Source organism: Kocuria massiliensis (assembly GCF_900169715.1).
GTDB lineage: Bacteria > Actinomycetota > Actinomycetes > Actinomycetales > Micrococcaceae > Rothia > Rothia massiliensis.
Genome location: NZ_LT835161.1, coordinates 468,197 through 492,912 on the forward strand (window position 1 = coordinate 468,197; position 24,716 = coordinate 492,912).

At 61.2% G+C, this 24,716-nt stretch carries 24 protein-coding genes; 21 read left to right on the forward strand and 3 right to left on the reverse strand.

Going from position 1 to position 24,716, the window contains the following annotated elements:
• The first annotated feature begins 17 nt into the window (after positions 1-17).
• From B9Y51_RS06365 to B9Y51_RS06400, 7 genes are all read left to right on the forward strand, one after another.
• A complete protein-coding gene (locus B9Y51_RS06365; RefSeq protein ID WP_085529178.1) occupies positions 18-407 on the forward strand; it encodes a CHY zinc finger protein in 390 nt (129 codons plus the stop codon).
• Between the two features lie 88 nt (positions 408-495).
• Entirely contained in the window at positions 496-1,791 is a 1,296-nt protein-coding gene (locus B9Y51_RS06370; RefSeq protein ID WP_085529179.1) for a CpaE-like family protein, read from the forward strand.
• Positions 1,788-2,909, forward strand: a complete 1,122-nt coding sequence (locus tag B9Y51_RS06375) for a TadA family conjugal transfer-associated ATPase (RefSeq protein ID WP_085529180.1) — start codon at positions 1,788-1,790, stop codon at positions 2,907-2,909. Before B9Y51_RS06370 ends, B9Y51_RS06375 begins: the two co-directional genes overlap by 4 nt.
• Before the next feature lie 182 nt (positions 2,910-3,091).
• Complete coding sequence (locus B9Y51_RS11155) at positions 3,092-3,730, forward strand: type II secretion system F family protein (protein ID WP_281252084.1); 639 nt, start codon at positions 3,092-3,094, stop codon at positions 3,728-3,730.
• 651 nt (positions 3,731-4,381) lie between these two features.
• Positions 4,382-4,654 (forward strand): DUF4244 domain-containing protein, encoded by a 273-nt coding sequence (locus B9Y51_RS06390; protein WP_085529183.1) that lies wholly within the window; start codon positions 4,382-4,384, stop codon positions 4,652-4,654.
• A gap of 56 nt (positions 4,655-4,710) precedes the next feature.
• Entirely contained in the window at positions 4,711-5,100 is a 390-nt protein-coding gene (locus B9Y51_RS06395; protein ID WP_158088262.1) for a TadE family protein, read from the forward strand.
• Positions 5,097-5,543 (forward strand): Rv3654c family TadE-like protein, encoded by a 447-nt coding sequence (locus B9Y51_RS06400; protein ID WP_085529185.1) that lies wholly within the window; start codon positions 5,097-5,099, stop codon positions 5,541-5,543. Before B9Y51_RS06395 ends, B9Y51_RS06400 begins: the two co-directional genes overlap by 4 nt.
• Before the next feature lie 9 nt (positions 5,544-5,552).
• Here the strand turns inward: B9Y51_RS06400 and B9Y51_RS06405 are convergent, their stop codons facing one another.
• Positions 5,553-8,048: a Zn-binding domain-containing protein gene (locus B9Y51_RS06405; protein ID WP_085529186.1), complete on the reverse strand. Its 2,496-nt coding sequence runs from the start codon at positions 8,046-8,048 to the stop codon at positions 5,553-5,555.
• Positions 8,049-8,122: 74 nt separating this feature from the next.
• Here B9Y51_RS06405 and B9Y51_RS06410 point away from each other — a divergent pair, with 74 nt between their 5' ends.
• From B9Y51_RS06410 to proC, 7 genes are all read left to right on the forward strand, one after another.
• Positions 8,123-8,566 carry a pyridoxamine 5'-phosphate oxidase family protein gene (locus tag B9Y51_RS06410; protein ID WP_238650902.1) on the forward strand — a complete coding sequence of 148 codons (444 nt, stop codon included), beginning with the start codon at positions 8,123-8,125 and terminating at the stop codon, positions 8,564-8,566.
• Positions 8,567-8,629: 63 nt separating this feature from the next.
• Complete coding sequence (gene trhO, locus B9Y51_RS06415) at positions 8,630-9,532, forward strand: oxygen-dependent tRNA uridine(34) hydroxylase TrhO (RefSeq protein WP_085529187.1); 903 nt, start codon at positions 8,630-8,632, stop codon at positions 9,530-9,532.
• A 42-nt stretch (positions 9,533-9,574) separates the two neighbouring features.
• Positions 9,575-11,221: a methyltransferase gene (locus tag B9Y51_RS06420; protein WP_085529188.1), complete on the forward strand. Its 1,647-nt coding sequence runs from the start codon at positions 9,575-9,577 to the stop codon at positions 11,219-11,221.
• A 158-nt stretch (positions 11,222-11,379) separates the two neighbouring features.
• A complete protein-coding gene (gene topA, locus B9Y51_RS06425) occupies positions 11,380-14,253 on the forward strand; it encodes a type I DNA topoisomerase (RefSeq protein ID WP_085529189.1) in 2,874 nt (957 codons plus the stop codon).
• Between the two features lies 1 nt (position 14,254).
• Positions 14,255-15,232 carry a Ppx/GppA phosphatase family protein gene (locus B9Y51_RS06430; protein WP_085529190.1) on the forward strand — a complete coding sequence of 326 codons (978 nt, stop codon included), beginning with the start codon at positions 14,255-14,257 and terminating at the stop codon, positions 15,230-15,232.
• An 11-nt stretch (positions 15,233-15,243) separates the two neighbouring features.
• Complete coding sequence (locus tag B9Y51_RS06435) at positions 15,244-16,071, forward strand: sugar phosphate isomerase/epimerase family protein (protein ID WP_048683635.1); 828 nt, start codon at positions 15,244-15,246, stop codon at positions 16,069-16,071.
• Positions 16,072-16,239: 168 nt separating this feature from the next.
• On the forward strand, positions 16,240-17,091 hold the full coding sequence (gene proC / locus B9Y51_RS06440) for a pyrroline-5-carboxylate reductase (protein WP_085529191.1): 852 nt from the start codon (positions 16,240-16,242) through the stop codon (positions 17,089-17,091).
• Positions 17,092-17,117: 26 nt separating this feature from the next.
• On the opposite strand, the gene B9Y51_RS06445 is transcribed toward proC, so the two are convergent.
• Complete coding sequence (locus B9Y51_RS06445; RefSeq protein WP_048683628.1) at positions 17,118-17,786, reverse strand: potassium channel family protein; 669 nt, start codon at positions 17,784-17,786, stop codon at positions 17,118-17,120.
• Complete coding sequence (locus B9Y51_RS06450) at positions 17,779-19,188, reverse strand: TrkH family potassium uptake protein (protein WP_245826086.1); 1,410 nt, start codon at positions 19,186-19,188, stop codon at positions 17,779-17,781. The genes B9Y51_RS06445 and B9Y51_RS06450 overlap by 8 nt, the downstream gene beginning before the upstream one ends.
• A gap of 185 nt (positions 19,189-19,373) precedes the next feature.
• Here B9Y51_RS06450 and B9Y51_RS06455 point away from each other — a divergent pair, with 185 nt between their 5' ends.
• The 7 genes from B9Y51_RS06455 (at position 19,374) to B9Y51_RS06485 (ending at position 24,708) form a co-directional block, all read left to right on the forward strand.
• Complete coding sequence (locus B9Y51_RS06455) at positions 19,374-20,525, forward strand: acetoin utilization protein AcuC (RefSeq protein ID WP_085529700.1); 1,152 nt, start codon at positions 19,374-19,376, stop codon at positions 20,523-20,525.
• A gap of 84 nt (positions 20,526-20,609) precedes the next feature.
• Positions 20,610-21,518 carry a metalloregulator ArsR/SmtB family transcription factor gene (locus tag B9Y51_RS06460; RefSeq protein WP_082156912.1) on the forward strand — a complete coding sequence of 303 codons (909 nt, stop codon included), beginning with the start codon at positions 20,610-20,612 and terminating at the stop codon, positions 21,516-21,518.
• A 61-nt stretch (positions 21,519-21,579) separates the two neighbouring features.
• Positions 21,580-22,530 (forward strand): FadR/GntR family transcriptional regulator, encoded by a 951-nt coding sequence (locus B9Y51_RS06465; RefSeq protein ID WP_085529192.1) that lies wholly within the window; start codon positions 21,580-21,582, stop codon positions 22,528-22,530.
• 181 nt (positions 22,531-22,711) lie between these two features.
• A complete protein-coding gene (locus B9Y51_RS06470) occupies positions 22,712-22,810 on the forward strand; it encodes a 30S ribosomal protein bS22 (RefSeq protein WP_003792170.1) in 99 nt (32 codons plus the stop codon).
• A 103-nt stretch (positions 22,811-22,913) separates the two neighbouring features.
• Positions 22,914-23,216 carry a glutaredoxin family protein gene (locus B9Y51_RS06475; RefSeq protein ID WP_085529193.1) on the forward strand — a complete coding sequence of 101 codons (303 nt, stop codon included), beginning with the start codon at positions 22,914-22,916 and terminating at the stop codon, positions 23,214-23,216.
• A gap of 59 nt (positions 23,217-23,275) precedes the next feature.
• Entirely contained in the window at positions 23,276-23,953 is a 678-nt protein-coding gene (locus tag B9Y51_RS06480) for a histidine phosphatase family protein (protein ID WP_085529194.1), read from the forward strand.
• Between the two features lie 113 nt (positions 23,954-24,066).
• A complete protein-coding gene (locus B9Y51_RS06485) occupies positions 24,067-24,708 on the forward strand; it encodes a TlpA family protein disulfide reductase (RefSeq protein WP_085529195.1) in 642 nt (213 codons plus the stop codon).
• Positions 24,709-24,716: the final 8 nt, after the last annotated feature.

Genomic DNA, 24,716 nt, shown 5'->3' on the forward strand with positions numbered 1-24,716 from the left:
TTTGATCACTCGATACGATGACGCCTGTGGATAACTTCGATGCCCTCAGCGATTCAGACCGCGGACCCCACGTCTACGGCCCTGTCGTCGACGATCAAACACGTTGCGTCCACTATCGAACCTCGAAAGACATCGTCGCCCTTAAGTTTGTGTGCTGCGGCAGGTATTTCCCGTGCTACCGATGTCATGAAGAAGTCTCGGACCATCCCGCGCGGCAATGGTCGCTCCATCAACGCGATGAGACCGCAATTCTCTGCGGTGTTTGCAAGTGCGAACTCACCATAGCCACCTACATGGCGAGTTCCCGATGCCCCAATTGCCGGTCCGAATTCAATGAACGATGCGCGCTGCATTACGACCTGTATTTCGAAGTTGGCGACAACCAGCCATCCACAGCCGGCGAATGAGGATCCAATCTAGGGATCCGTCCCCAAGATGTGGAATTACACGATGGCCCGCAGGCGAACTCGGGCGTGATTGAAGCATTCTGCCGACATGAAATCCGTCGCGCACACCAATTCCTCACCCTCATCGTTGTCCGGACCGGAGTCTTTCTTGGCCGAGATCTCTCGCCGAGAAGCCCTTCAGACAAGCCCCGGAGAAAGCGGATGGACCGTCGTCGCTTTCGGGGAACGCCGGAGTTTTCTCCGAGCCGTCGAAGACGCGGCTCAGGCCACGGACCGACCATTTCGCCATATTCCGGCCGGGCAAGAACCGCGGTGGTGCGGTAGTGATGTCGTGGTGATCGAGGCCGGAGCGGCTTCCTCACTGGCGCGTTTTGTAGAAAGGGCTTCTCGGAAAATGCCACGTCCCCGACAATGTGTGATCGCGGGAGTTCCTGGCGGCGTGGACCCGTGGTCCGTGATGAAGGACATTCCGGGTGATTGGGGGACCCCTGACGTGGTCCTGTTGCCACAGGGAAGAACGTGGCTGGCGGACAGGATCTCCGCGGCAACCTCCCACGCGACGTCCTTCGCTCGTATCGGCTTTGTGGGGGCTTGCGGCGGCGTCGGGACCACCTCCATAGCGATATGGACGGCCCTCAGGATGAAGGACGACGGACTGGCCCCCATCGTGATTGACGCCGCGCCGGGAAGCGTCGCCCTCGACGCTTGCATGTCGGCCGACCCCGTTAGCGGTGTGAGATGGGGCGAACTTCAGCGTCTTCCTTCCGTGCCGGACGGCGCGCGCATTCTCGCGTCATTGCCCAGCCCTCACGGAATACCTGTCCTGGCCGAGGGCCTCGAGACGACATCGCATTCCGAACAGCAGGACTGGAATCGCTACAGGGTAGTGAACAGCTTGGCTTCGCAAGCGCCGCTGGTGATCGATTGTGGAACCGGTAGCGGTTTGCCTGCATCACGCGACGAGGATCTGGTGATGACAGAATGCTCCTGCCTCGTCGTCGTCACCCCTTTCACACTGCGTGGCATGGCGAATGCCCAAGTTCTGATTTGTCGGTGGCGGCAGAGAATACCGGTGCTGGTGGTGGCGAGCGGTCCCCGCTGGTGTGATGTCTCCGGTCGAGAAGCGGCCCAATTTATGGGTGTCGAATCGCTGGCAGCGGTCATCCCGCATCTTTCCTCGGCGGCCGAGGCATATGAGGCCGGTCAGGTCCTCGAATTGGCTTATCGGCGGCCCTTGAGGCGGCCTATAGCGGACCTTGTGGATGCCATCCGGAGCGCCGTGGCGGAACCACTATCGTCAGGACGTCGTATGTCTACGGGCGCTCCACGGTTGACGGGCATCGCTGCCCCAGGAGGAAGCCGCTTTTCCAGGGAGTCGTCATGACTCAACACGCCGGCGCCAAACTCGCGTCCTGGGAGTCGGAGCGGGCCCAATATCAAGGTCTCGGAGTCCTCGAACCCTTATTGTGGGTCCCCGACCTGACTGATATATACGTCAACGCCCCGGATGAAGTGTGGACCGACGGGCCTCGTGGATTGGAACGGTCCTCCATCCGATTCTCCGCAGATGAAGAGGTCCGTAACCTCGCCGTTAGGATTCTCTCGGCCGAGGGGAGACGGCTCGATGCAAGTCACCCTTGCGCGAGTGCCCAAACATCCATGGGCTACCGACTGCACGCGGCCATCCCGCCAGTTACGGCGGCGACCACTCATCTGTCCATCCGGATTCAGCCCGAAGAACGTCCTCCGCTCTACCTGCTTGCTGATCAGGGCATGTTCCCGTCCTTCGTCGAGACGATCCTGAGGCACATCGTGGCGTCCAAAGCCTCGTTCCTGATCAGCGGTGCCACCGGGAGCGGAAAGACCACGCTTCTCAACGCGATGCTCGAATTGTGTCCCTTGACAGAACGGCTCTTACTCCTCGAAGACACCTCCGAGCTGGCGCCTCGTCATCCTCACGTGGTGTCGTTGCGCTCGCGTTCTGCGAATGCCGAAGGTTCGGGAGCCGTCACGTTGACCGATCTGATCCGAGAGGCGCTTCGTATGGGACCGGACCGAATCGTGGTGGGCGAATGCCGAGGGCCAGAAGTGGCCGACCTCCTGGTAGCCATGAACACGGGGCATGAAGGTGGCGGAGCCACGATCCACGCCAACTCCATGGAGGCTGTGCCGGCGCGACTCATGGCTCTTGGGGCATTGGCCGGCATGAGCCCGGACGCGGTGACGCAGCAGGCGGCTGCCTCGATCCGGGTCGTGATCCATCTAGAGCGGGGTCCGGAGGGGCGCCGCCTCCGACAGATCGGACTACTCGAGGCCCCGACCGGTGGTTTGATGGTGCGCCCGGCGGTTGACATCGACGTGCTCGGCCACATCACCACGACGCGATGGTGGAGTCAGCTCAGTAAGATCTTTGGCCTGCCCGAAAAATCGAACGCCCAAGGGAAAGGACCGTCCGTCGTCGTTCCCGACCCTCCGCAAGACCGAGTGGTGGTTCAGCCATGATCCTTTGGGTCATTCTGCTGGGAGCAGGTGTGCTGTGCTGGGCATCGTGGACTGGAAACCTGAGCTCTTACACGAGAAACCTCATGCGGGGCGAGGACTCGAGGTGCACGTCAGTATTTTTATCGCCGATGCATGGCTGGGTGGGGCGGCGTTTACGGACAGATGCCGGGGCGTGGCCCGAAATGATTCGCCGACTCAGCGCCCTCTTGCAGTCGGGAGAAACTCCCCACGGTGTGTGGTGCGTTCTGAATCGCGCGACCGAAGCAGAACGAGCGAACGGTTCGCGAAGTGCGTCACGAGATACCGAGGAGATCGCACGATTCGTGGGGCACATGAGCCGGGCTACCGGGGCAGGTCTAGACCCACGCACGGCATTGAGCACCTTCGAAGCGAGATACCACAGGTCGAAGGACATGGTTGCAGCGCTATCCGTCACCATGTCCCTAGCTCAGCGGACGGGAGCGCGGCTCGGGGATGTACTCGCCCGCATGGCCGAAAGCCTGGAAGATGACATCAATGCCGCGGATGCTCGAGCCTCTGCTATCTCCGGCCCGCGAGCCACCTCCAGGATCTTGGCGTCACTGCCGATCGTCGGTTTAGGGCTAGGCGCCGTATTCGGTGCCGATCCCTGGACGGTACTGTTTGGCACCGGTTGGGGACGAGTGTGTTTCCTCTGTGGGGGAGCGTTGACCGTGCTGGGCATCATGTGGAGCCGCCGCATGGTTCTTGTCGCCACCGGAGCCTCGCAAACCGGTCCGCGGCATGCTTTGTGGATGCTCCGCGCTCCAGCTACAACACGGAGCGCGGTGAATTGGCCATGATCTGGGCCATGTGGTTGGTCGGTCTCATTGTGGTGACCTTAACGGTGAAACGTCCCATGGGCGAAGTTCGGACGGTCAAGGAGGATGCGTCACCCGAGCTGTCGACGAGGTTGCGACTAGAGCTAGTCGCTGCGGCTTTAGACGCAGGATTGCCGCTACGACAAGCCGTGGTGGAAGTCATTCGCGCTGAAGGTAACTCCACACTCGAGCCGGTGGCCTCGAGGCTTGACCTAGGTCTTGCCTGGGATCACGCATGGGCCAACGTTCGTCAACACACGGGAGACCCCCGAAAAGGGAGCCGTTTAGGGGTGAGCGGCGTTGCTGGGCGGTGGAGCATCGATGGACACACCGACCGCCTTGCAGCCTTTCAACAAGCCCTGGATTTCTCGGCACAAACCGATAGTCCCGCTTCAGGGCTTCTCAGAGCGCGAGTCGAGCACCTCAGACGACGGGAAGTCTACGAAGCGGAGCGACTCGCAACGCTTTTGGGCGTAAGGCTGGTCCTTCCTTTGGGCCTATGTTCCCTACCCGCGTTGGTGTGCTGGGGCGTGCTACCAGTTCTGCTCGGTCTCATCCCCGGTATCCGATAATTTGTCCTCAAAATTCTCACCTATTCGACCTCAAAGTCGAACCTCGTCAGAAAGGAAAATCATGATTCAAAGAAACGACCCGTCATTCATTGACCGTGGAAAAGACGGTGCAAGTACTAAAGCCTCAACGAATACAGGCCTAGAGGAAAGCAACGGTACAACCCACGGGGAGATCTCGCCGGATCACCCGGAATTGGGTGCGTCGACGGCCGAATACGGCGTCGTGATGCTCGCCGCCGTTGGCTTCGCAGGCCTCTTGGTCGCGATCTTGAAAAGCGGAGAGGTCAAAGAGCTCCTCATGGGCATTATTCGAACCGCATTGTCAACGGGATGAATTGTCAGAGGCGGCCGGAAGTGATGGGACCTCACGAAGTGGCCGAATCCAGAACTATGACGGGCGATAGTTCGCTTCAAGACAATAGGCCAACCGGTGAGGCAGATCGGGGGTCCGTCACCGCAGAGTTTGCCGTCCTGCTACCGAGTGTGGTTGCCCTCATTGCACTCGTGCTTTCCGTGGGTGTTTACGGGGCGCGGACCGTGACTGCCCAGGAGGCGGCACGGACTGCGGCTCGCTCGGTGGCTCGTGGTGACAGCTGGGAGACAGCCACAAGTGCGGCGCGAAAAATCGTCGGGCGGGAAGCCGAAGTCGGTATTTCCAAGAGCGCTGCCGGGGCAGAAATCTCCGTGGTGGCTCCGGCTCCGGGCGTTCTTGGAACGTGGGGTGGGCTGGAGGTCTCCGCTCGCGCTCATGCGCTTTTACCGGAGGAGGCAGGCGGATGATGCAGTCACAGCGCGCACAGAGCGGATCATCTCGACGAAACGATCCGCCAGATCGTGGTTCCGGGACGGTCTTGGCCGTGGCCGTGGTGGCGTTGATCATCGGTTTGGCGGTAGGAGTGGCCGTCGTCGGACAGGTGGCGGCCGCCCATCACCGTGCGCGCACCGCGGCGGATCTAGCGGCGTTGGCTGCGGCCGATGCAGCACGAGGGCTCCTTTCCGGAGCTCCGTGCGACGTGGGGAGAAAGGTGGTGGAGGAGAATGGTGCCCGACTAGTGCAATGTTGCTCGCCTCAAGGGCGAGCGGATGTGATCGACGTTCGGACGCATGTAGATCTACCCAGCTGGTTGCGACGGCTCGGACCCGTGGCCGGCGTGGCGCGAGCCGGCCCGCCAGCTGGGGACGACGGACCAGCCCACAGTGCCGATCTCGCATTGTGCGCTTGAGTTGTCGGGTTAGGACCGATCCTCGTCTGCGGTCTTGAGTAAGCCTTGGAGGAGGGATATCGCGCCTGACTTGCTCAGAGGGTTGTTCTTATTGCCGCACTTCGGGGACTGGACACAAGAGGGGCATCCCGTCTCACACTCGCAGGACTGAATGGCGTCAAGGGTCGCTTGAAGCCAGGTTCCTGCGACCTCGAATCCGTGTTCGGCGAATCCGGCCCCACCGGGGAAGCCGTCGTAGACGAAGATGGTGGGCATCTCGGTGTCGACGTGAAGGGCCGTCGAGAGCCCGCCAATGTCCCACCGGTCGCATGTCGCTACGAGCGGCAGCAGTCCGATGGAAGCGTGCTCGGCTGCGTGAAGGGAACCGGGAATCTCGGGTTCCGTCACGCCGGAACTCGAGAGCACCGTCGTGGGAATCGTCCACCACACGGCACGGGTGATGAGTTCCTGGGATTCGAGGTCTAGAGGCTCCTCATCGATCAAGTCGTTGGTTGCCACGGCCTTGCGTTGGAAGGACACCACTTGCGTCCTCACCCTGACCAGCCCCCGGTGAAGCGTCACGGGACCCCAATCTCGGGTGTCCTCGACCTCGAGGATGCTCACTTCGGTGATGTCTCGAGCCTGAGTGTAGAAATTGGGATGTGCTCGGCTTACGAGAACCGTTCGATCCTGTTCATTGAGGTCTTCGACGTGCCACGTTTTGCCTTGATGAACGTAGATGGCACCGGGATGCGCTTGGTAATGAGATTGCCCGGATTCCATCGTGCCGATGATGCCGCCCGTCTCAGCTTCGATGATGTGCAGACGGTGGCCGCCGTCGCCGCGAATATCCACCATCTCCGCCGCTTGCTCCGGGTGCGTCCAAAACCAACCCGTGGGACGCCTCCTCAAATGGCCGGCCTGGACCAGTGACTCCAAAACCGTTTCAGCCGTCCGCCCAAAGAGGCTCAGCTCTTCGGGACGTAAGGGCTTCTCGGCCGCTGCGGAACATAGATGCGGAGCCAAGACATAAGGATTATGAGGATCGAAGACGGTCGCCTCGACGGTGACGTCGAAAATGTCCCGTGAATGATGAACCAGATAGGTGTCCAAGGGATCGTCGCTGGCCACAAAGACAGCGAGAGATTCCTGTCCCGCACGTCCTGCTCGTCCGATCTGTTGAAAGAAGGATGCGCGTGTCCCGGGCCAACCGGCGATGATCACGGCGTCGAGACCGGCGACGTCGATCCCCAGTTCGAGCGCAGGCGTTGATGCGACACCGAGCATTTCACCCGATCGGACTTGCCGTTCGAGTTCGCGTCGCTCCTCGGGGAGGTACCCGGACCGGTATGCGCACACGCGGTGGGCCACAGAGGGGTCGATATCCTGCAAGTAATCCTGTGCGATCCGGGCCAAGGTTTCGGCGCCTCGACGGGACTTGATGAAGGCAATGGTCCTAATGCGTTCGGCCACGAGATCTGTCAGCATTTCGGCAGACTCCGCTAATGCAGATCGACGACGTGGGGCGCCGTTTTCACCGTGCCCCGCGCCCGCGCCGTTGAACCCCGAGCCGGGAATGGGGGTTCCTTCCCGGGAAGGCACTTGGGCGGCCAGTCCATCCTGGGCGGCCGCATCTTCTAAGAGTGGCTCCCATAAGAGCACCGTGACGGCTCCGTGGGGTGAATCGTCGCGCTCGAATGCCTGGACCCTCGTCTGGTCCACCCCCAAGAGCCTGGAAAAGGATTCGGCGGGGGCCGCTGACGTCGCGGAAGCGCCAATGAAGGTAGGGGCCGCACCATGCAATGCGCAGATGCGGCGCAGGCGCCGAAGAACCATCGACACGTGGGCACCGAACACGCCTCGATAGCCGTGTGCTTCGTCCACGATCACGTAGCGCAATCGTCGCAAGAAGCGGCCCCACCGTTCGTGATGAGGAAGAACGCCGGCGTGGAGCATGTCCGGGTTACATAAGACGAAATTCGAGTGGTCTCGAATCCAAGAACGTTCGCCAAATTCGGTATCGCCGTCGTAGGTATCGGCCCGGAGTTCTGGGATTCCCAAGGCCTTCAACGCGGCCAATTGGTCACCGGCCAATGCCTTGGTGGGGGAGAGATAGAGTGCCGTAGCTTCCTGAGAGCGAAGTCCCTCTCCGGGATCGTGGCTTCCTCGGACGATCGCGTCCAAGGCCGGCAACTGATACGCCAAAGACTTTCCTGATGCCGTGCCCGTAGAGATGATGACGTGGTCGCCGACCTCCGTGGACACGGAGTGGCCCAAAGCCCGACGGTCGAAAGCGTAGCGGGTGGAGGCCTCGCTCGCGGAGTGTGCCGCCGTGGCCGCGTCCGCTTGATGGCGGTACGGTTCCGGAACCCCCAGTGACACGAAGGCGTTCACCACCGAGGGATGCAACCACTGCGGCCACTCATGGGTGACGGCTTCGCGTTCCGGCAGGAGCTGGGTGTGCACGATCTCGGGCGGGTCATCGCCCCGATTCAGGGCGTGGAGTAGGTGAGCTGGCTGAGGCACGAACCCATTGTGACACCCCAGCGCTGTCACCGCCGAGGGGCGGATGAATCCGTGAAACGTGACACAATAGGGCCATGAACCATCCCATGAATATTTCCGAAAATTCGGGTGCAGAGGACGCCGGACCTCGGGTTCTCCCACTGAACGACGACGAGTGTTGGGAATTCCTGAACCACGCTCGATTTGCCCGCCTCGCGACGGCGGATGACCACGACATTGACATCACGCCGTTGAATATCGCGGTTTCGGACCGGCGGATTTACTTCAAGACCGCCGCTGGGCACAAGTTGACCTCGATGCTGCTGAACCCCTCCGTAGCCGTGGAAACTGACCGGGTGGAAGGGGGAATCGCGCAGAGCGTCGTCGTCCGAGGCACGGCCAAACTCCTGACCGATTCTTCCGAGATTGCTCGAATAGAGGACTTGGGAATCACCCCGTGGTTGCACACCGAAAAGCTCGAATACGTAGAAATCACGCCCACGCGAATTACCGGGCGACGTTTTCGACTGGGGGAATAATCGAGAGCCAGAATGAGGCAGCGGTCATGCCGGAAATCGGCGGCGTCGCCTAAAATATCCACCGTGTCACTCTCCCGAATCGCCCTGTATTACCATTTCACGCCCATCGCCGACCCCGAGTCCGTGGTGCTCTGGCAGCGTTCCCTCTGTGAAAAGCTCGGATTGCGTGGACGCATCCTCGTCTCGAAACACGGCATCAACGGAACCGTCGGAGGCGAAATCAACGCGGTCAAACAGTATGTCCGCACCACACGGCAGTACTCGGGATTTCGGGGGCTAGAGGTCAAATGGTCCGACGGCGGGGCTGAGGACTTCCCGCGGCTCTCGGTCAAAGCCAGGGACGAAATTGTGGCTTTCGGCGCTGCCGATGAACTCACGGTGGATCAGGACGGCGTCGTCGGTGGCGGTATTCACTTGAGCCCGCAGGAAGTCAACGAACTGGTAGAGCGCGAAGGAGATGACGTCGTCTTCTTCGACGGACGCAATGCCTTCGAGGCTCGCATCGGTCGGTTTAAGGGCGCCGTCGTTCCCGACACCCGCACCACGCACGACTTCGTGTCGGAGCTCGAATCGGGCAAGTACGACGAGCTCAAGGGCAAGAAAATCATCACCTACTGCACGGGTGGGATTCGGTGCGAAATCCTCTCGGCGCTCATGAAAAACCGAGGATTTGAGGAGGTCTATCAAATCGACGGTGGCATTGTCCGATACGGCGAAGCCTTCGGCGATGCGGGCCTGTGGGAAGGTTCCCTCTACGTCTTCGATCAGCGGATGCACATGGAATTTACTCCCGACGCCGTCACGATCGGGGAATGCGAACAATGCCAGGCACCGTCAAATCGATTCGTCAATTGTGCCAACCAGGCTTGTCGAGAGTTAATTCTTTTGTGCCCCGATTGCGCCACCGAAAATGCCATGTGCCCCGCAGGATGCGCCAAAGTTCCGGCCACCGCACCAGCAGCCTAGGTTTCTCGAACCGACGATTGGTCGCGTCGATAGAATGATCCGGTGACTTCCACACCTGATTTCTCCCGCGTCCCGAACGCCCCCTACAGCGACGACTTCCAGGCCGTCGAAGCCTTGGCCGAGGCCCTTGCCGCAGTCGATTACTCGTACGATGCCATTCTTGATCTCTTAGGGCAGGGCCCTTTTGACGCCATGATCCGCGAGCAGGTGGTACCTGCCCGGCATCGGATCACCGAGATTCTGAGGGGACGAGCCGGTGCCAAACCGGGGCAGCGCAGGCTGGCCGGCGTGGTGGAGTTCCTGATGCTCGGAGGTGTAGCCACCGAGGAGTCGCTCGATGCGACCCTAGGTGAGGGAGCATTTTCCATTTTCCATAGGCTCCGATTGCTGGAACCTGCCCATCCCGGGTCAGACGACGGCACGGTACGCTCGGCTTTTGACCTCAGGCCGCATTCGGCCGACGACGGAACCGATCTCTGGGTCGTCTCCGACCTGGGCGCGCATCAAACTGCCGGGGCATTACCGACCGACTACGTCCTAGGCATTGGGCAAGCGTCACTTACCCTGGCTCAGTTCACCGAACGCACTCCAGTTCGGAGGGCACTTGATCTTGGAACTGGTTGTGGCATCCAGGTCTTCCATCTCTTGGCGCACTCCGATCACGTGACCGCGACGGACATTTCCACCAGGGCGCTCGCGATGACGCGTTTCAACCTCTTGCTGAATTCATCGGCCTTGGGCATAAACCCGGAACGCCTCGAGGAACGTGTGTCTCTGCGTCAAGGGAACATGCTGGAGCCGGTGGCCTCCGAACGTTTCGATCTCGTGGTTTCCAATCCCCCCTTCGTCATCACCCCGCGTCATCCCGATGAGACCTCGGAATCTCGTTATACCTACCGCGACGGTGGATTGCCCGGTGACGAACTCGTGGCTCGATTGGTTCGTGATATTCCCGGCGTCTTGTCTCCGTGCGGCAGAGCGCACATGCTGGGCAACTGGGAAATTCCCGTGATGAAGGACGGCGAGGACGGTCAGGCTCCGTGGGACAGGCGACCAAGAGATTGGTTGGCCGCCAATTGTGACGGCTGGTTCATTCAGCGGGAAGAGACCACGCCTGAGGCTTACGCCGAAACGTGGCTCCGTGATGCCAGCCAGAATCGCGATCCGGAGGCTTTCGACGCGGCGTATCTGGACTACATCCGAGACTTTCACGGTCGCGGTGTGGCTGCCGTCGGATTCGGCATGATCTGGCTACGCCGGCGAGATGAAGGGCAACCTTTCCTCCGATTCGAATCGATAGAACACCCCATTCAACAACCGATTGCCCCCTTCATGACCGCCGCGATTGCGGCCCATGACCTCGTCGCGGGTCTCGACGACGACGCCTTGCGCGCTGTGCACCTCACCGTGGCCGAGGACGTGACCGAAGAACGACACCAGCGTCCGGGCGCCGAACACCCGGGAGTGATTCTCCTGAGGGAAGGCGCGGGCCTGCGACGAACTGAATTGCTGTCGACAGAGGCCGCGGGATTCGTTTCTGCCTGCGACGGCGAACTGACGGTTGGACAGATCCTCGACGCTCTCGGTGCCCTGCTGGACTGGGACGGTGACGACGACAAAGCCAAACTCATGGATCATGTCCGCTCGCTCATTGACCTGGGATTCTTGGTATGTGAGCCGGAGGCCTAACAACCGCCTCTAACGCGCGTCTGGTCGAGTAGCGTGGGGTGGAACCACTCCCTATTTCAGGGGAGGTGTACCTCACCGTGCCTGTGGATACGTGACCTACCGGTAGTTTCCTCGGCTATTGTGGGGGCGTATTCACCGGATCGGACTCAAGGAGCGACGTGCCAACACAGGCCAAGGGCAAGACGACGGGTAAGAGTCTCCTCATTGTGGAGTCTCCCTCCAAGGTCAAAACCATCGGCGGTTACCTGGGAGATGCGTACATCGTCGAGTCCTCCATGGGGCACATTCGCGATCTTCCGCAGCCCTCCGAGCTGCCGGCGGAATTGAAGAAGACCCCGGTCGGCAAGTTCGCGGTGGATATCGACGACGGCTTCGAGCCCTACTACGTCGTGAACCCGGATAAAAAGAAAAAGGTCACCGAGCTCAAACGGCTCCTCAAAGACTGTGACGCCTTGTATCTCGCAACCGATGCCGATCGCGAGGGCGAAGCCATCGCGTGGCACCTGCTCGAGGTGCTCAAGCCTAAGGTGCCAGTTCACCGCGTGACTTTCCCCGAAATCACCAAGGAAGCCGTGGAACGCGGCTTCGAGAACGTCCGGTCCATCGACGACTCGTTGGTTGATGCGCAGGAAACGCGCCGTGTTCTGGACCGCATCTATGGTTACGAAATCTCGCCGGTGCTGTGGCGAAAGGTCTCTCAGGGACTTTCCGCCGGCCGAGTGCAGTCGGTGGCAACGCGCCTCGTCGTCGAGCGCGAGAGGGAACGGATGAAGTTCCGTTCGGCCCAATACTGGGACCTCTCGGGAACCTTCGAAACTGCGGCCTCCGAGAGCTTTGGGGCAAAGTTGTCCGCACTCGACGGAATGCGTGTTGCATCGGGCAAGGACTTTACGGATTCCGGAGAGTTGAAGGCCTCCGCTCAGTCCAAGGTCGCGCACCTGGACGAGGAAACGGCCCGTGGCTTGGTCACAGGCCTTGAAGGATCCGAATTCTCGGTCTCCTCGGTCGAAACCAAGCCGTATACGCGCCGGCCGGCCGCACCGTTCACGACGTCGACGCTTCAGCAGGAAGCTGCTCGAAAGCTCCGGTTCTCGTCACGTTCGACGATGCAGGTGGCCCAGCGACTGTACGAAAACGGTTACATCACCTATATGCGAACCGACTCGGTCGCCCTCTCCGATCAGGCCATCAACGCGGCCCGCCACCAAGCCACAGAGCTGTACGGGAAGGAATACGTTCCTTCATCGCCGCGTCTTTACGCATCCAAGTCGAAGAATGCACAAGAGGCTCACGAAGCCATCCGCCCTGCTGGTGACTCCTTCCGGACGCCCACGGCCGTAGCGAAGAAGCTGTCGCAAGATGAGTTCAGACTGTATGAACTCATTTGGAAGCGCACGGTCGCCTCGCAAATGGCCGATGCAAAGGGCCAGACCGCTTCGCTCAAGCTTGAAGCCCAAACCCAGGACGGTCGTTCCGCGGAATTCTCCGCCTCCGGCACCGTGATCACGTTCCGCGGCTTCCTGGCTGCGTATGAGGAAGGCAAAGACGCCGGACGTGACGCTGAGGACTCCAAGACCGGCGGATCGGACAAGCGGCTTCCGCAGCTCAAGGAAGGGGACAGCCTTACCGGTCGGGATATCGAGGCCAATGGTCACGAGACCTCGCCGCCCCCTCGCTACACGGAGGCTTCCCTGGTTAAGGCCATGGACGAGTTGGGCATCGGGCGTCCTTCGACCTATGCGGCGGTCATTTCGACGATCATGGACCGTGGCTACGTCAACAACCGGTCGGGTTCGCTCGTGCCGTCCTGGACAGCGTTCTCCGTGGTCCGTTTGTTGGAGGAGCACTTCTCCAAGTACGTGGACTACGAGTTCACCGCGACGATGGAAGACGATCTCGACCGCATTGCCCGGGGCGAGACCCAACGCGTCGACTGGCTCACCGGGTTCTATTTCGGTAACGATGCCAGGAGCGGCCTCAAGCCGATCGTGGAAAACCTCGGGGAGATCGATGCCCGTGCGGTGAATTCGATCGATATTGCCGATGGCGTAACGCTCAGGGTCGGACGATATGGGCCGTACTTGGAAACCGGTGGCGGAGTTGACGAGGAGACGGGGGAAATTAAAGATCCCATCCGTGCCAATGTGCCTGACGACCTCGCACCTGACGAACTCACCGCTGAAAAGGCCGCTGAGTTGATCGAACGAGGTAAAGCGGATGGCCGTGAACTCGGCCAGAATCCTGAGAACGGTCGGACCATCCTGGCTAAGGACGGCCGTTTCGGACCCTACGTGACGGAAGTCGTCCCAGAGATTACCGAGGAAGAGCTCGCCAACCAGCCGGTCGAGTATTACAAGAACGGCAAGCCGAAGCCGCCGAAAAAGCCGAAAAAGGAAAAGCCGCGCACGGCGTCCTTGTTCAAGTCCATGTCGTTGCAGGAGGTCACCCTCGACGAGGCCTTGCAGCTCCTGTCTCTTCCCCGAGTCGTGGGTCAAGATGCCGAGGGCGTGGAAATCACCGCTCAGAATGGTCGTTACGGCCCGTACCTGAAGAAGGGGACGGATTCGCGCTCGCTGACCTCGGAGAGCCAGATCTTCTCCATCACGCAAGAGGAAGCACTGGAGATTTACGCCCAGCCGAAACAGCGTGGTCGGGCTGCTGCCAAGCCCCCGCTGGCGGAGCTGGGCAAGGATCCCAGCAACGACAAACCGATTGTGATTAAGGACGGCCGGTTTGGGCCCTACATCACGGACGGGGAAACCAACGTCACGGTGCCTCGCTCCGAGACGTTGGAATCCATGACCTTCACCCGCGCCGTCGAGCTCCTTGCCGATAAGCGTGCGAAGGGGCCGGCAAAACGGAAAGCCCCGGCCAAGAAGACCACGGCGAAGAAGACCCAGGCCAAGAAGACCAGCGCGTCTAAGGCCCCGGCAAAGAAGGCGACCGGTACCCGTAAGACGACGGCGAAAAAGTCGACAACCTCCGCCGCGAAGAAGCCCGCGGCCTCCACCCGGAAGACCAAGGAGGGCTAAGGTGCGTCTTTCGGTCCTCGACGTCGGTTCAAACACCGTCCACCTGCTCCTTCTGGATGTCCATCCGGGATCGCGGCCGGAGCCCTATGCATCCCACAAGATGCCTCTTCAGTTGGTTCAGTACTTGGATGCGGAGGGCGACATCACGCTCGAGGGCCGCACCGCTCTGACCGACTTCGTGGCCGAAGCGAGGGATTTCGCGGCCGACCACGACGCCGAAGACCTCTTGGCGTTCGCCACGTCGGCGATCCGCGAGGCCGGAAACGGCGCCGAGGTCTTGGAGCATGTCAGGTCGACCACCGGAGTCAATCTCACCGAGATCTCGGGTGACCAAGAAGCCGCGATCACGTATTTCGCGGTGCGGCGATGGCAAGGTTGGGGAGCAGGCACCATCCTGGACCTCGACATCGGCGGAGGCTCCTTCGAGATGGCACTAGGCAACGATGCTTTGCCGGACGTTGCTGTCTCGACGCCGCTGGGGGCTGGGAGGTTGACCCGACAGTTCATCCATCACGAGCTTGCCAAGCCCAAGGAAGTTAAGGCGCTGCGGAAGCATGTGAAATCGACGCTCGAACCCGCCGTCGAGACGGTGAAGCGGGCCGGCACGCCCAACATGGTCGTCGGAACGTCAAAAACTTTTCGCTCTTTGGCGCGCATCTGCGGGGCAGCCCCGTACGCGGCGGGGCCTTACGTCAAACGCGAATTCCACCTGGAAGATCTTCGCTTGTGGACCCGTCGTATGGAAGCCATGACGCCCGACGAACGTGCGGATCTGCCCGGTGTGTCCTCCAAGCGGGCTGCACAGATTCTCGCCGGAGGAATCGTGGCAGAAACCGCGATGGACCTCTACGGCATAACGACGATGCGTTCCGTTCCCTGGGCGTTGCGTGAAGGTTTGATCCTTCGGCGCATGGATCGGCTCAACTCCCAAGATTCGGCGGCTATGGTGGACCCGAAGTCATTGACGCCGAACACATAGGAGGACACATCGTGGAGGAGCCTGCTTCTCGAGGATCCGGCACCGCATCGGGTTCGTGGTCGCGGCCTCCCATCGCCTTGTCCACCTCCTCGGTATTCCCTCTGGGCGTGAAGGACACTTTCGCCGTCGCCCAGGATCTTGGCTATGACGCCGTCGAGGTCATGATCACCGGAAACCCTTTGTCCCGTGATCCAGATGAACTCCTGGACTACATCCAGGAGTTCCAACTGCCCATTTCCGCAATCCACGCGCCGACTCTCTTGCTGACCCAACATGTGTGGGGCGATGCCTGGAACAAGATTCGGTTGGCCGCCAAGATGGTCAAGCGAGTGGGCGCGGACGTGATGGTTGCGCACCCGCCGTTCGTCTGGCAACGCCGCTACGCCAAGGGGTTCCCTGACGGCGTCCGGGAGATCTCGGATTCTGAGGGAGTGAAGATCGCGGTCGAGAACATGTACCCGTGGCGTTTTGGACGTCGTGAAGTACTGATGTATGCACCGCACTGGTCCCCCTTGGGACAGAACTACGAGTGGGTTACTTGGGACTTCTCCCATGCCGCCGCTTCGGGAACCGATTCCTTGGCAGCCGTCACAGAGCTCGGGGATCGATTGGGTCACGTTCACCTGACTGATGGCTCCGGAAATTCTCTGATGGATGAGCACGCGCGGCCGGGATACGGAACGCAGCCAGTTGCCGAAACGTTGCAGTACTTGGCTCAACAACGTTGGGAAGGCGTAGTGGGCGTCGAAGTTTCCACACGAAAAGCCAAAAGCACATCCCAGCGTGACGAATGGCTCTACGATTCGCTGGAATTCGCCCAACGACACCTCGGCGGGTAGCAGACACCCTTGGGAGTCCGACGATTGATGCGACGCGGGCCTCCACGGGAAACCCCATGGCATCCTGTGGCGAAGCATCATCCACAAATAGTCCGTCACGTATCGGCGGTCCTGCTCCTCCGATACCGTGGACCATGAAGACATCAACTCGACGACTCAGGAGGAACCATGTCCGAACCCATCATTGCTTTTCTGGGTACCGGTTCGATGAACGGATCGATCATGTCCGGTCTGCTCGCTGGCGGGACGGATCCCAACACGATTCGTGCCACCACACGATCCGCCGACAGCGCGAAAAGCTTGGCGGATTCGCTCCCGGAAGACCAGCGTGGGGTCGCCATCTTCTCGAGCGAGGATGACTCATCGGCTAACGTTCAGGCCGTAGAGGGTGCCGACGTCGTGCTGCTCGGCGTGAAGCCCAAAGGAATTTTGGACCTCGCCGCCGAGATCAAGGATGCGCTGGACCCCAATGCTTTGGTGCTATCGGTGGCCGCGGGCATCGACCTCGCCATGTTGGAAGGCGAACTTCGTGACGGCCAACCGGTGATCCGCTCGATGCCGAACACCCCGTCACGTGTGGGCCGCGGCGTCATCGCGCTGGCACCGGGTACGCATTGTTCGGCGGATCAGCTTGAGCTTGCACATCGGGTCTTGCAGAATTCTGGCACCGTGATCGATGTGGAGGAGAGCCAGCTGGACGCCGTCACGGGCATTTCCGGCTCGGGCCCGGCGTACGCATTCTTCCTGGCGGAAGCGATGCAAAAGGCCGGCGAAGCCATGGGTCTCGATGCGGCAACGGCCCGGCTTTTGGCCAAGGAGACGGTCTCGGGCGCCGGTGAACTGCTCCATGCAGACGACGCCGACCCTGAAGCCCTGCGGAAGGCCGTGTGCAGCCCCAACGGCACCACGGAGCGGGCCGTCAATGTCTTCGCCGAAGGTGGCCTCATCGAGCTGACCGAGAAAGCGGCCAAGGCGTCCGCTCACCGCAATGCGGAGATGGTCGAGGAATTCCGCCGCTAGGGCGGAACCATTGCTGAGGCCCCGGGTTAAGGACGCGCCGCGAACCGTTCGATGAGGTCGACCTGCCCCGAGACGATCAACACGTCGCGGGAGGTCACCTTAGTCTTGGCCGTTGCGTAGGTGAACTCTTCACCCGGGGACTTCACACCAACGATGGTCACGCCATAGCGGTTCCGGACGTCGGACTCCTCCAGCGTGAAACCGTGCGTTTCTTTCGGGGGGTACATCTTGACGATCGCAAAGTCGTCGTCGAATTCGATGTAGTCCAGGAGCCGCCCGGACACCAAGTGAGCGGTGCGGCGTCCGGCGTCTGCCTCGGGAAAGATCACGTAGTGTGCCCCGATACGCGAGAGGATCTTGCCGTGGGCCGGGGTGATGGCTTTCGCCCAGATACGGTCGATGCCGAGGTCCACGAGGTTTGCCGTGATGAGCACGCTGGATTCGATCGAGGTTCCGACGCCGACCACCGCGGAGGTGAAGTCTCCGGCGCCGACCTGACGAAGGGCATCGATGTCGGAAGCATCCGCCTGAACCACGTGGGTGAGTAGGCCAGACCAGCGTTGCACCATCTCGGAGTCGCGTTCGATCGCCAAAACTTCTTTATTCTGGCGTTTGAGTTGCTGCGCCGTGGCCGCTCCGAACCGGCCGAGGCCGATCACCAGGACGGGCGCGTTATGGGGTGACCGATCAGCCAATGATGGGCCTCTCTTCCGGGTATTTGTACAGTCGGCTACGAGTTCGAAGTGCCAAGCCGGTGGCCACGGTGATGGTTCCTAGACGTCCAATAAACATGAGGACGGACAGGACATACAGGCCTGAGGCCGGTAGCTCCGCGGACAATCCTACGGATAACCCGCATGTGGCGTACGCGGAAATCACTTCGAAGAGAATCTCGTCGAGGGATGCTTGGGAAATGAGCATCAACACGGCGGTGCCCAGCACCACGATGGTCGCGCTCATCATCACGACGGAAATGGCGATGCGAAGCACGGTATCCGGGATGGTTCGGTGAAAGGCAATCACGTGTTGGTCGCCGCGAGCCTCCGCGATGATGGCGATGAAGATGACCGCCATGGTCGTGATCTTCACACCACCGGCCGTTGAAGCGGAACCGCCGCCGACGAACATCAGCAGATCCGTCAACAATTTGGTGATCGGATGCAACTGATCCATATCCACCAGGTTGAAGCCTCCTGAACGCGTCATGACGGAGGCAAAAAACGAATGCAGGATTCGTTGTACGGGATTCTCGTCGCCAATTGTCGCGTCGTTATCCCACTCCGCCAGACCCCAGAGCAACGTTCCACCGATGACTAGAGCGATGGACCCGAAGACCGTAATGCGGGCATTGAGATTCCAGTGTCGAACACGCAACCCGAACATGCGGATCACCAAAATGACGGGAAACCCGAGGGACCCGAACCACACGCCCGCGCACAAGGGCAGCAAAATCCACCAGTCATTGCCGTAAGGCACCAAACCGTCGGAGTGCGGCGTGAAGCCTGCGTTGTTGAACGAGGAAATTCCATAGAAGACGCCGTGCCATAAGGCCTCAGGTAGCGACTCCCCGAGGGTCATGAGGCGCAACATCACGATGCCAGCGATCGCGGCCTCGATGCTGGCCGAGGTCAGAACCACGACCCGAAGAAGCGACCCAACTTCCCCCAATTTGCCCTGCTTGCTCGTGATGCTCAGGCCTTCTTGCGCAAACAGCTTGGTTTTGAGACCCAATTTTCGGCCCAAGGCCATCGAAAGCAAGGATGTCATCGTGAGGGTTCCGAGCCCACCGATCTGAACGCCGAAGAGAATCACGAGTTGGCCGAAGAACGTCCACTGAGTCGCCGTCGTCAGCGTGGTCAATCCCGTGACGGTCACCGCCGACGTCGCCGTGAATGAGGCCTGGGACAAAGCCGGAGGGTGCCCGGATTTGCTCGCGATGGGAAGCATCAACAACAGCGAGCAGAGGACGATCACCAGGAAGAACAAGGTGATGGAGATTCGCGACGGAGTGGACCCGAAGAGCCGATTGCCCAGATCCCTGATCCGATCCGCGGCCCGCCGGGGCTCCGCGGCCAGCGTCGAGTCTTTGCTCCGCACGTACGCTCCTGCCCAGCTGCCGATGGATGATTGACCCTCCCTAGCGTAGCGGCCGGGGCGGCAGATAGGGCCGAGTGGGATGTGGCTGGGGAGCGTGCCACAATGTCTCTGTGACCTCACTTACAAACTTTCGCGGAAGCGGGCGAGGATCCGACCCCACGACAATGGTGACGTGGGATCCGGCCATGACCGCGTACTTCTTCGGCGACTACCACCCCATGCACCCGTCGCGCCTGGACGCTACGGCTCGTCTGGCCGCGGATCTGGGTCTCTTCGAAGGGGAGCACGTCCGCGTGGACCGGCCGCACGTCGCCGACGACGCCACGTTGCTGACGGCGCATTCGAGGGAATACATTGACAGCGTGAAAGCAGTCAGCGCCGATCCCACCCTCAAGATTCCGGGGAGTGGCTTGGATGGGGAGGACACCCCCGGGGTCGCCGGCCTGCACGAGGCTGCGGCGAGGCTGGCCGGCGGAAGCGAGCTCGCCGCGGAGTCCCTGGTCGATGGCACCACGGTACGTGCCGTCAATTTTGGTGGCGGAATGCACCACGCCCACCGGGATCACGCGAGTGGATTCTGCGTCTACAACGATTGCGCCGTCGCCATACAACGCTTGCTCGATCGTGGAACTCAACGCGTCTTATACATCGACATTGACGCGCACCACGGCGACGGCACCCAAAGCATCTTCTGGGACGAGCCCCGCGTCATGACCATCTCCCTGCACGAAACCGGGATGTCTCTTTTCCCCGGGACGGGCTTTTCCAGCGACGTCGGACCCGATGGCGAGGGGCTAGGTGGAGCGGTCAATGTGGCGCTGCCGACGACGGTCTCCGACGCGGCATGGCTTCGAGCCTTCCACGCCATCGTTCCCCAGCTGGCTCGGGCCTTCGCACCGGAAGTGATCGTCTCGCAACATGGGTGCGACTCGCACTATAAGGACGACATGACGCACATGCGACTGAGCGTCGATGCGCAGCGCGAGGCGGCCTTGACCATCGCGGACCTCGCCAATGAGCTGACGGAAGACCGCTGGCTGGCACTCGGTGGGGGAGGATATAACTGCCTCGATGCCGTGCCGCGCTCGTGGGCGCACTTGATTGGGATCGTCACGGGCCGTCCCGTGGAACCGACCCTGCCGACCCCGGAAACCTGGCGTTCGTACATCGCCGAGAAATATGGGGTCCGTGCTCCGCGCATGATGGGCGACGAGGCCGACGTTTGGTGGAGGTCCTGGGAAATTGGGTTTGATCCCGCCGACAGCTTGGACCGAACCGTCATGGCGACGCGCAAATCGGTGTTCCCGCTCTGGGGACTCGATCCCTGGTTCGACTGATCGAGGGGAATCTCCCCACGGCCGGCGGCAACATCGCGGGCGTGTGTGCATACGTCTGCCGGAATACACCGTTATGGTGGATACATGAGTACTGACGTGTTTGCCGTGGTGGCTGACCCCACCCGCCGGCGTATTCTCGACGTCGTCAAGGAAGGGCCGAGCCCCGTCAACGACGTCGTGACCGAACTCGGCGTGAGCCAGCCGACCGTTTCCAAGCACCTCAAAGTTTTGCGGGAAGCTGGACTGGTCACGATGAAGGCCCAGGGGCAGAAGCGGCTGTATTCGCTCAACCCTGAACCCCTGCAGGAGATCCGGGCCTGGATCGAGGGGCTCTCGGCCTCTTCCGTCGAACGAGACGATGCCGAGAACAGCGGCGAGACCGAATCCACCGAGCAGGCCGAACCGGCCGCTGCCGAACCGACGAGTCGGATGGTGCCCCAGCCCGAGAAGGTGCCATCGAGTGGGCGCGAAGACTCTGCGGCCCAAGACTCCCCGCCGAGCCCCGCCCGCCCGCACCTGGCCCCCAGGACGGGTTCGGAAGAGCACTATGGTGCTGATCCAGAACCCACCGACGTCGAGGAGCAGGTGCCCGCCGTCCCCGTCGTCGCCCAGGCAACCGGGACCGATGGCGCCTCGAGCATCCACCGAACCCGTCACGACGGCGTCACCTTCCGGCCCCTGATGCCGCTCGGCTTGAGCGTTTCCGGTCGAGAGGACGACCCCGCGCCCACCACGTCGGATTTTTCGTCGACCCCTGCAGCCCACGAGTCTGAGGTTTCCACGGAACCCTCAGCGTCTCGTCCCGTGACCACCGCGGCACAGGGTGAATCAGCCTCGGAGGATGCGCCCAGCACCTCAGGACCACAGAGCTGGGAACCCCTGGACCCCAAAGTCCACCGGGCAGACAGCGCGTCGGATGACGAGGCCGCCTCGGACGATCACAAAGCATCAGGTTTTTTGGCTAATCTTTTTGCCAGAAGGCGTGGACGATAGGAGGGTAAACCTCCGACCTGGAACCGCATCGTTGACCACAGCATGAAAGATTCATCACCGCATGGCTACCGACCGTAAGATCCTCCAATGGCTCGAAAACGAGCTATTCGACGGCAACCTCGTCCTAGGGCAGGAGTTGCCGAGCGAACGTCGAATTTCGAATGCCGTCGGTGCTTCGCGCAATGCGACGCACGAGGCTCTCAAGAATCTCGAAGTCATGGGGATCGTGCGACTCTACGAGGGGAAGCGCCACCAACTGATTGCTCAGCTGGTGCGCGAGCCCGCGGCAAGCGCCGGCCCCGCCCTGAAATTACACATGGCGACGGCGGAATATCCCCTCCGGGATATCGTGCACACGCGCGTTCTCCTGGAGACCTGGGCGCTCCGCCGCGCCAATCGGGAGCATCCGGCCATGAAGGAGCTCGCCAAGATCATCGACGAGATGTCTCGAGACGATCTTTCTCTCAAGGATTTTCATCACCTCGAGGTTTCCTTCCACGTCGCCCTGACCCGACTCGCAGGAAATAGCCTCATCACGGGCCTTCTGACCTCATTGCGCGACTCCATCTATGAGTACACGCTGTCGCTGGTGGGCTATGTTCCGCTGTGGTCGACGACGGCGACTCGCCTGTGCGCCGAACATCGCGCGATCTATGCGGCCATCGAATCGGGCGACAACGAGCTTGCTGCTCGCATGGTGGCGGAGCACATCGAAGGGCATTATCTCGAGGCCGGGGTTGATCCGGAGCGGAAGCAACGCTCGTCGGCGACCGTATTTGTGCAGCCCGAGCTGGGCGAAGACGGCGAGGTTCATCCGCTGGCCCCGACATCCAAGCTTGCCGACGACGTCGCGGACAATAAATCCCGTGATGCCGATCTGCCAGACGCGGCACCAGGGGCGCGGGATTCGATGCATGACCTAGAGGCTTGGCCTTCGGATGAGCAAGGTGACGCGGAGGAATCGACCGGCTCCACGGCCGCCGATTCGAAGAAATTTGACTCCACCTTGTAAGGTGTCTGAGGAACGTTTTCGCTCTATTGGGCTTTTCTTTGCCTGCAGTAAACTTCGTGAGCGAACGTTTTGACAGCAAGCCTCCGCCGTCCTCGGCTCGGGGGACAAGGACGCCACCCGGTGGCTTTGCCGCGCACCTGCGCACTTGCCACCGACGTACGACTATCAAGGTAGGGATCCTATGGGTTCAGTTATTAAGAAGCGCCGCAAGCGCATGGCGAAGAAGAAGCACCGTAAGCTGCTTCGCAAGACCCGCCACCAGCGTCGCAACAAGAAGTAGTCACTTCTTGTCTTGAGCATTCTCGGCCGTCACCTCGCAACGCGAGGGGCGGCCGAATGCGTACCCCGCCCGAATCAGGGCGATGTCCACGAATGGAGGATTCATGGAGACCCATGATTCGGCGAACGGTCCCGGGAGAAAGCCCACGGTTGAACTGCTCACCTCGCCCGGATGTCATCTGTGTGATCAAGCCCGTATCGACCTGGCTTCGGTGACGGACCCTTTGGGGATTACCGTCCATGAAATCAATGTCGAGGACCATCTTGACCTGTTGAAGCAACACGCCGAGGAAATCCCGGTGGTTCGTATCGACGGGGTTCCCCGCGACTTTTGGCGCGTGGACACGGTGAGAATTTCCCGAATTCTGCGCGGCATTCTGGAAGGGCATGATCCCGAAGAAGGGTGATCTGCCTCAAGGAGCCTGCCCGAATGGCCGCTCCGACGCGGATCTGAAAGACTAGCCCCATGTCTCACAGCGCTACCGTTCACCTTCTGCGTCACGGCGAAGTCCACAACCCGGATCGGATCGTCTACGGCCGCCTCCCAGAGTTCCATCTCTCCGAGGCGGGACACCGGATGGCCGAACTTGCCGCCCGTGAATTCGAGCGGCGGGCATCCCAAGGGGCCCGTTTTTCATACCTGGCGGCTTCGCCTCTGACTCGTACGCAAGAAACCGCCGCGCCGGTGTCGAAGGCCTTGGGCCTACCGGTCGTTTTGGACGAGCGCGTCATCGAGGCCGGGAACTACTTTGAAGGCATGCACGTGAACAGGGACGAGCTTCTGCGTCATCCCCGGCACTGGCGGTATATGACGAATCCGCTCCGGCCCTCGTGGGGAGAGCCATACCGGGAACAGGTCGCGCGCATGGCCGAGGCGATCAAGGACGCCGCGGTGCAGGCTGTGAAGCGAGGCGGCGACGGCGCTGAAGCCATCGTCGTCTCGCACCAACTTCCGATTTGGATGGCTCGCACGAGCGTCGAGGGCCGTACCCTTCCGCACGATCCCCGAACGCGGCAGTGCAACCTAGCTTCGGTGACATCGTTGACCTTCGACGATATCTCAGCACCGGGGGCGCCCCGCGTCACGTATGCCGAGCCCGCCGCGGAATTGTATCCAGGGGTCATTCAGCTTCCGGGATCATAATTGAGGGATGCGTTGAGCCTGCGGCAGGCGGGCATCAGCGACCTCATACTCGAGGCGGACTTCTTTCGCCGCCCGTCAGAACATCGTCACGTCGTCCTTCGCAGAGAGAAACCATGCCCCGTTCTTCACACCGCCCCATGACCCGACGCGGTCTGTTTTCGGTCGCCGCGGTCGCAGGGCTGGTGGCCGTGACCGGTTGTTCGAGTAAGGACAATTCCGCCCTGTCGGATCAGGCAAATTCCGCCGACGGCAAGGGCTTCATTTCGGGCGACGGATCGGTGACCGAGTTCAGCAAGGCCCAACGAGGCAAGCCGGTGGACTTTGAGGGCAAACTCTTCGGCGGTGAATCCCTGACCGGAGCACAACTTCGTGGGAAACCGAGCCTGCTCAATTTCTGGTACGCAGGCTGTGCCCCGTGCCGGGCGGAGGCTCCGCACCTGCAAAAGCTCTTCACGGAGTTCGGCGAGAAAGTGAACTTCTACGGCATCAACTTGCGAGATGAGCAGGGAACGGCCGAAGCCTTCGAGCGGACGTTCGGGATCGGTTATCGATCCGTCGAGGACCGTTCCGGCGGGGTGCTGATGGCCTTGTCCCAGTACGTCCCTGCGCAGGCAGTGCCGACCACGCTCGTCTTGGACTCCGAAGGTCGGGTCGCCGCCCGTATCCTCGGCCAGATTGACGAGTCTGTGGTCCGGACCTTGGTGCAAGACCAGATCGATGGCAAGGACGCCACTAACCCCTCGAAAGGTTCGTAGGTCCATCG